Origin of the sequence: Corynebacterium sp. KPL2680 (assembly GCF_040225675.1) — a bacterium.
Lineage (GTDB): Bacteria > Actinomycetota > Actinomycetes > Mycobacteriales > Mycobacteriaceae > Corynebacterium > Corynebacterium rhinophilum.
The window spans coordinates 1-7,203 of the sequence record NZ_JBEHFM010000038.1; the positions used below are offsets into that span (position 1 = coordinate 1).

4 protein-coding genes are annotated in these 7,203 nt (G+C 59.3%); 1 reads left to right on the forward strand and 3 read right to left on the reverse strand.

What is annotated here, in order from left to right; all coding sequences use genetic code 11:
• Positions 1 to 194: 194 nt before the first annotated feature.
• Positions 195 to 683, reverse strand: a complete 489-nt coding sequence (locus ABRP66_RS11225; protein ID WP_284770415.1) for a hypothetical protein — start codon at positions 681 to 683, stop codon at positions 195 to 197.
• 206 nt (positions 684 to 889) lie between these two features.
• Here ABRP66_RS11225 and ABRP66_RS11230 point away from each other — a divergent pair, with 206 nt between their 5' ends.
• Positions 890 to 1,480 carry a nucleosidase gene (locus ABRP66_RS11230; RefSeq protein ID WP_284783093.1) on the forward strand — a complete coding sequence of 197 codons (591 nt, stop codon included), beginning with the start codon at positions 890 to 892 and terminating at the stop codon, positions 1,478 to 1,480.
• A 53-nt stretch (positions 1,481 to 1,533) separates the two neighbouring features.
• Here ABRP66_RS11230 and ABRP66_RS11235 read toward each other — a convergent pair whose 3' ends face one another.
• The gene (locus ABRP66_RS11235; protein WP_349838694.1) at positions 1,534 to 2,994 is read right to left on the reverse strand and encodes an AI-2E family transporter; all 1,461 of its coding nucleotides are present in this window, start codon (positions 2,992 to 2,994) and stop codon (positions 1,534 to 1,536) included.
• 143 nt (positions 2,995 to 3,137) lie between these two features.
• Positions 3,138 to 6,578, reverse strand: a complete 3,441-nt coding sequence (locus ABRP66_RS11240) for a bifunctional proline dehydrogenase/L-glutamate gamma-semialdehyde dehydrogenase (RefSeq protein ID WP_284785234.1) — start codon at positions 6,576 to 6,578, stop codon at positions 3,138 to 3,140.
• Positions 6,579 to 7,203: the final 625 nt, after the last annotated feature.

The following is a 7,203-nucleotide window of genomic DNA, read 5'->3' on the forward strand; positions in this document are numbered from 1 at the left end:
CACGTGCTGGCCCCTGACACCATCACACTGCATGCTCTATCGAAAGGTAGAAACACCACTCAAACGGACTTGACCTACTAGCATGGCTCAATTTCCTCAATTAGATCTTCTGGCACATTTTCTTTCTCCAAGTTGCCGCGGGTATAGCAGGAAATTTCCGCTGGATGGATAACGCCATCCGGGCGTAGCCCATCCTAGCCGTTGCCGCTCCACTGGAAGAGCGAGAAATGCGAGGTGCCAGATTCGGCCACATAAAGCCAGCTGTCATCGCAATATAATTGGATGGGCCGATGGAGCTGGCTAATCGCTTCCCCGTAGTAAGTGCCGCATTTTTCTTCCGTAGAAGCAGGCTCTTCCTGCTTTTGAGGCGTAGGTCCGTCCGCGGTGGCGGTGGATTCAGTTTCCTCTGAACCGGGTGCATTCTTAGCGGAATATTGTTGTAAATCAGAAAATGCGGGCTCCGCGGCCTCATCGCTAGAGCTTGCCGGTCTATTAAAGGAAAAGGTCACTCCCGCCACCAAGGCAATAACAGCGATGATGGCGATGGTGATCATCGCGACCCGCTTGCCTTTACTTTCTTCGGTGCCTTCCTGGGCCTCTGCGCGCGGCCCAGCGTCCGGCGACGAGCTTGCTTGTGCGGCGGGGGATGATTCTGGTTCCTGCGAAGGGTTGTACTTACTCACGAGAGATTCCTTAGACTAAAGCGCAGCAGAAAATAGTGGGGATATGGGAAAGGGCTGTCCTTAGACCATAGCTGGGACATTGGGGCTTGTCGCTGGAATTCTGTAACTCGGGTGCCGCCGAAAACAGTGATGCCAGCGGTGCAGAAGGACAAGCATCTGTGCCGGCGAGTCCAGCGACCACGTGGGGTGCAGGTATTGTCGCAGGCATGGAAAATTTATCTGGACGAACATTATTCGTGGCGGCCGTGGACGCCGAAGCTGCGCACATTCCAGACGGTGAAGCGCTGCTCATTACCGGTATCGGCACGGTTCCAGCCGCGATTTGCCTGACCGAAGTATTGGCAGAGGCTCGCGCAAACGATGCTTTGCCTGAGCGCGTGGTCAATATCGGAACGGCGGGCGCGCTTGTCGATGGCATGGATGGCGTCTTCGAGATCAATAAAGCAACCAAGCACGATTTCAAGCTAGAAGTGCTGACCGATATCAGCCGTTACCTTCTGCCAGAATTCATCGAGCTGGAGACCTCCGGCGAGCTCCCGGCACGCGGATTGGCCACCGGTGACATGTTTATCTCTACTACCGCATTGCGCAATGAGCTGGTGAAAAAAGCCCAGCTATGCGATATGGAGGGCTATTCTATTGCCGCTACCTGCCAGCGCTTTGGTGTGCCTTGCACGCTGCTGAAGCAGGTTTCTGATTCCGCTAATGAGGAATCGATGGGCACCTGGGCTGGCGTCTTGGACCGCAGCGCCCGCCAGTTGGCCGCTGCCGCGGCCGATTTAGGCTTCTTGCGCTAGCCGATGCCTCCATTGCCTTCCTCGCCGTCTCGCACGGCGGAGGAAGGGCGGTTTTAAGTTAGCGGGCTCATGGCCGCGAAAAGCTGCTTTACCTTTTTGCGAGGAGACTCTTCGAGGGGGATCTCGCCGTCGCCTTCTTCGCCGGTGCGCTCGGCCTCGGGGTCTGTATTGTCCGCATCCTCAGCTTCGTCGTCTTCGGATACTGACTTGGATCCGGTGACGATTTCGATGTCATCGGGGGAAACCTCGCCGGCGCGCAGGGCGGCCATTTCTGCATGGTAGCGCAGGACAACGGCGATGGTCGCGGCGACTGGCACGGCGAGGAAAGCGCCAACGATGCCGGCCAGGGTGGAGCCCACGGTGATGGAGAGCAAGACGATGGCCGCGTGCAGGCCCATGGCCTTGGACTGCAGGATGGGCTGGAGGACGTTGCTTTCTACCTGCTGGACAATGATGATTAGCGCCAGCGCGAGCAGCGCATTGGTCAGGCCGTTGGATACCAAGGCGATGATGACAGCCAAGGCGCCGGCGGTGACCGCACCGATGATGGGGATAAAGCCGGCGAAGAAAGTGATGACGGCGATGACCTGTGCCAGTGGGACTTGGAGGACCCAGAGGCCGAGGCCGATGAAGACGGCATCGACAAGCGCGACTAGGGCTTGGGCCTGAATGAAGCCAGACAGCGTCTTCCACACGCGGGAGGTAAGTTCCGTGATGTGCCAGGCAGCGGAATTACCGGTGTATTTGCGCAGCCAGGGCAGGAACCTATCGCCGTCTTTAATGATGAAGAAGGTGATAAAGAGCATGATAACGGTGGCTACCGCAATGGAGCTGGCCATGGAGAAACCAGAAAGCACGCCGGTGGCGATGGTGGAGGCCTGGCCCTTGGCAAAGCTCACGATGTCTTGAAAGACCGATTGCAGTTGGTCCACCTGAATATCCAGTGGGGAATCATTGACCATCTTGGTTAGCTGCATGATGCCGGCTTCGGCCTCATTAATAAGCACCTTGGACTGTGCGGTGACCATGGGCGCCATGGCAGCAAAGATGCCGCCGAAAATAACCACCAAGCCTAAAAGTGTCGTGACCGCTGCCAGTGTGCGGGGAAAGCCCTTAGAACGCAGCCAAGCGCTAACTGGATAAAGCACTGTCGAGACCAAGATGGCGAGGATAACCGGCAGCAGGCCCACCCAAATAAAGCGCAGCAGGAACCCCGCCAAGCCCAATCCTGCCGCGATGAGGATGAAGCACACCGAAATCTTGGCCATGCTGCGGAAGTCCTTGGCCAGCACGGCGGACTTATTATCGCGATCGGCGGGATCGGCGGTGGCTACCTCCGCGCCCAACTGGGAATCATCGGGGGAAACTAGCGGTGCGATATAGGGGTTCTTCGCGTCAGTCTTGCGGTTGACGGAGTTTTGCTCGAGCGCCGACGGGTACTGCGGGCGCTGCGCCGAGTTCTGGCCCGAGTGTTGCCCGGTGCCGTTAGGGGAGTGGTTATCTGGCGTAGTCATTCATCTACTATGCCACAGGAAACCACCTAGGGATAGCGCAGGAAAAGCAGAGAAAAAGATAGCGCCCCACCCAACTCCCAGCAAGAAAGCGGGAGAAGGTGGGGCGCTTACTCAATCTGCCGCGACGGGCAGCAATCGGCGTATTAGTCGCGCAGGTTGCCCACGTTGCGGATGATGCCGAAGCGGTGCATGGTCACGGAGACTGCTTGCTCGAGGAGGTAAGGCATGAGCTCACGGCGGCCATCGGCAAGCACGGGCTGGTCCAGTACCACGGAGTTGGAGCGCACCGCTGCCTCGTAGACGGAATCCGGTACGGTGCCGAGGGCACGCACGCGGGAGGACTCGTCATTGGCCACGGCGGCAGCGAAGGAACCATCAGAAATGGACTTCACGTCGAAGCCGAGCTCCTGCAGCTGGGCGGCAACCTCTGGGGCGGCGGAGATTTCCGTCTCGGTGCCGGTAATCCCGGAAGCCAGTACCTGGCGGGCGACATCGCGCAGCTTGTAGTCCTCGCCCACGCGGATGCGCAGCTTGGTTAGCAGCGGGCGGTAGCGGAAGCGGTTGGCCTCAGAAACCAGCGCGGTGCGGTCGTGGGTGCGGCCGAATTCTTCGAGCCACGCAATCCGGTCCAGCTCGGCGGCGCGCCAGAGCCATTCCAGATCGTCCTGGCTGAGCTCATCAGAAAGCTCATCGCGCAGGCGCTGCAGAATCTTCACGCTGGCTGGGGCGATATCCACGTCGCGCGGCTTGAGTTCGCCATCGGTCCAGGTGCCCATCTGGGCTACGTAGTTAGGGCCGCCGGCCTTCGCACCCGGTCCCATGACGGACTTCTTCCAGCCACCGAAGGACTGGCGCTGGACAATCGCGCCGGTAATGCCGCGGTTGACGTAGGCGTTGCCCACCTCAACGTTGTCGATCCAGTACTCGATTTCCTTGTCATCCAGAGAGTGGATGCCGCCGGTCAGGCCATAGCCGGTGCTGTTTTGCCAAGCGATGGCCTCTTCCAAGGTATCGGCGTACATGATGCCGAGGATGGGGCCGAAGCACTCATTCTTGTGGTACCAAGAACCCGGCTGGACATTATCGCGAATACCCGGGGACCACAGGGTGCCCTCTTCGTTGAGCTTCTCCGGCTTCAGCAGCCACTTCTCGCCCGGCTCCAGCTGGGTCAGGCCGCGCAGCAGCTTCTCGCTCGGCTTTTCAGCCAGGCCGTTCATCGTGGTGGTGATGTCATAGCCCGGGCCAGGCTTCAGGGTCTTGACGGAATCCAGCAGCTGCTCGCGCAGGCGCTTGGACTTGCCCGCAGCGCCGACGAAAATCACCAGCGAAGCGGCCGAACACTTCTGGCCGGAGTGGCCGAAGGCGGAGTTGTACAGGTCCTGGATGGCTAGGTCCGGGTCGGCGGCCGGGGTGATGACCAGCGCGTTCTTACCGGAGGTCTCTGCCATCAGGTTCATCTTGGGCTTCCAGGAGCGGAAGAGCGCACCGGTATCGGATGCACCGGTCAAGATGATGTTGTCCACGTCATCGTGGGAAAGCAGGGCCTTGCCGGCATCGCCTTCATCAGTAAGCACCAGCTGCACCAGATCCGGGTCCAGGCCTTCTGCCTCCAAAGCGGTGCGGAAGGCCTCAACCACCATCTTGCCGCAGTGGACCACCTGGGGAGCAGGCTTGACGATGACCGCCGAGCCCGCCGCCAAGGAAGCTGCAATGCCGCCGGTAGGAATGGCGATGGGGAAGTTCCACGGCGGGGTCACCACGGTGACGGTGTGCGGGTGGAACTCGGAGTGTGCCTCTTCCAAGAAGCGAGCAGACTGGCCGTAGTAGGTGCAGAAGTCAATGGCTTCCGAGATCTCAGGGTCAGTCTGGGTGACCGTCTTATTTGCCTCATAAGCGGCTACGGAGATGAAGTCTCCGCGCTTGGCGGCCAGCTGGTCCGCGACGGCGTCCAGGGCTGCGGCGCGTTCTGCGGCGGGGCGCTTGCCCCATTCGGTGCCCAGCTCCTTGGCGCGGGCGACGTAGCTTTCAACAGCAGACGGGTCGGTGACCTCTTGGACGCCGTGCTCACCGGGGTCATTTGCAAGCGCACGCTTGGCCCAAGTGCGGTTCGGGGTAATTGCCGGGTCCGTATCGGGCTCGTTCCTGAAGCGACCGGAATCCGGTGCCTGGCGCCCGGAATCCTCGAGGCGGTTCTGGGTGCGGCGCGATCCAGCGAAGGTATCCCAGCGCTTGGCAACGGCTTTGCGGAACGTCTCTTCCTGGCTTGCCAGCGGCTCCTCACCCGGGGCGAAGAGGGCGTAGAGGAAGTTCTGCGGCGCGGAGTTCTCCTCCAGGCGGCGCACCAGGTAGGACACGGCGACGTCAAAGTCATCCGCGTGCACCACCGGGGTGTAGAGAATCTGGCGGCCTTCGTAAACCTTGCGCACCGCTGCCTGCTGCGCCGGGGACATGCCCTGCAGCATCTCAGAATCCAGCATGTGCAGCACGCCACGCTTTACACCCAGCTCGTAGGCCATGGCGATGGTGTACAGGTTGTGGCTGGCCACACCGATGCGGATGCAGTCTGCGAATTCCTCCTGCAGGATGTAATCCAGCAGACGGTAGTAGTTAGCGTCTACGTCTAGCTTATTGGTGTAGGTAGCCAGCGGCCAGTCGTGGACTTCGCTTTCAGCGGTTTCCATGGACAGGTTGGCACCCTTTACAATGCGCACCTTGACCTTGGCGCCGCCCTCTGCCACGCGCTGCTTGGCAAATTCCGCGATGTCCTGGAGGGCATCGAAGGTATCGGGCAGGTAAGCCTGCAACACGATTCCGGATTCCAGATTCTTGAACTCCGGCTCGCTCATCAGGCTCTTGAACAGGCGCAGCGTCAGGTGGAGGTCGTGGTATTCCTCCATGTCCATGTTGATAAAGACCTGTGGGTTGCGGCGTGCGGCTTCCTGGTAGAGCGGGCGCAGGCGGTCCTTCAGGCGCTCCACGGAACTGCCGATGTCCCAGTTATTCAGCTGCGCCACCATCGAGGACGCCTTGACGGATACGTAGGTCACGCGCGGGTTCTTGATGAGATCCAGCGTGCGGCGCGCGCGGGACTTTGCTTCCTCTTCACCGAGCACGGCCTCACCCAAAAGGTTGAGATTTAACTGCTCGCCGGAAGCAGCGGCCTTTTCCAGGGTGTCATTGAGCGCATCCGATTCCGCGTCCAGCACCAGGTGGCCAACCATCTTGCGCATGTATAGGCGCGCTACCGGCATGACCAGGTTAGGCAGGATCGGGCCGAAGAAACCGCCGGCGCCGACGAGTGCGCCATTGATGCTGCCCAAGAAGGAAGGATCGTACTGGGAAGAAATATCCTTCAGTGCCTTGGCTGCGACCTTGTCATCCTCTGGGCGCATGACGCGGTCAACGAAGTCCATGGTGAACTTCACGCCATTGTCATCGCGCAACAACTCCGCGAGCTGCTCGGTGGCCTTGTCCTTTTCATCTGCGGTGGAATCGAGCCAGCCTTGCGCCCGCTTAATGGCGGCGGGCAGTACGGCCTCAACATCATCAGATAGTGGCGTGCGGGTGTATGCGGGAGAAGTCATGTGAAATTCAACCTCTTTTTCGAAACGTGTACTTCCAGGTTGGTGGCCAACCCACACCGCGGTGTGGCCTTTGTTCTGTGACTCTTAGCGCCGGGGCAGAAAGTGGCTGGTAAGTCTATGGAAATTGGAAAGCATGCGAGCGATTAGGACTCCGCATACCTGGCAATGAGTGGAACACGCAGGATGCGCGCGCCGCTGCTCGGTGGTTTAAGCCAAGCGAATCAACAAGCCATAGTGTTACCGGTAGTGGGGACCGGGGGCCTGTCGCTATGGCGGCGGACGCGTGCCAAGTTGGTGTTCAACACTCACCTGCTTTCTACACTGTGGCGATGTGGAGCTAGGGACAGGAAAGAAAGCTCAGTAGTGGTTTCCTATTCCGGTCCTAGCATGGGCATCACTGGCCGAATGCGGCCGATTGATGCGCGGGAAATGCTATGTAGTTGTCTGTGAAGTCAATTATAGGGTTGTCGATATAGTGATGCTAATCTCGTTAGGAAAATCGGCCGTGGGGGTAAAAAGGTAAAAAATAAAACCCCAGCATGTGGGGTTTTGAACTGCTCCCCATTAGTTGGACTGAGAAATCAGTTACCGACTAGTAGGGAGTAGTTTTCTTTGAGAGCACGAA

Bases quoted from the DNA above. Each gene is read 5' to 3' on its own strand.
- ABRP66_RS11235 (WP_349838694.1), bottom strand. From the start codon at position 2,994: ATGACTACGCCAGATAACCACTCCCCTAACGGCACCGGGCAACACTCG.
- ABRP66_RS11230 (WP_284783093.1), top strand. From the start codon at position 890: ATGGAAAATTTATCTGGACGAACATTATTCGTGGCGGCCGTGGACGCC.
- ABRP66_RS11240 (WP_284785234.1), bottom strand. From the start codon at position 6,578: ATGACTTCTCCCGCATACACCCGCACGCCACTATCTGATGATGTTGAG.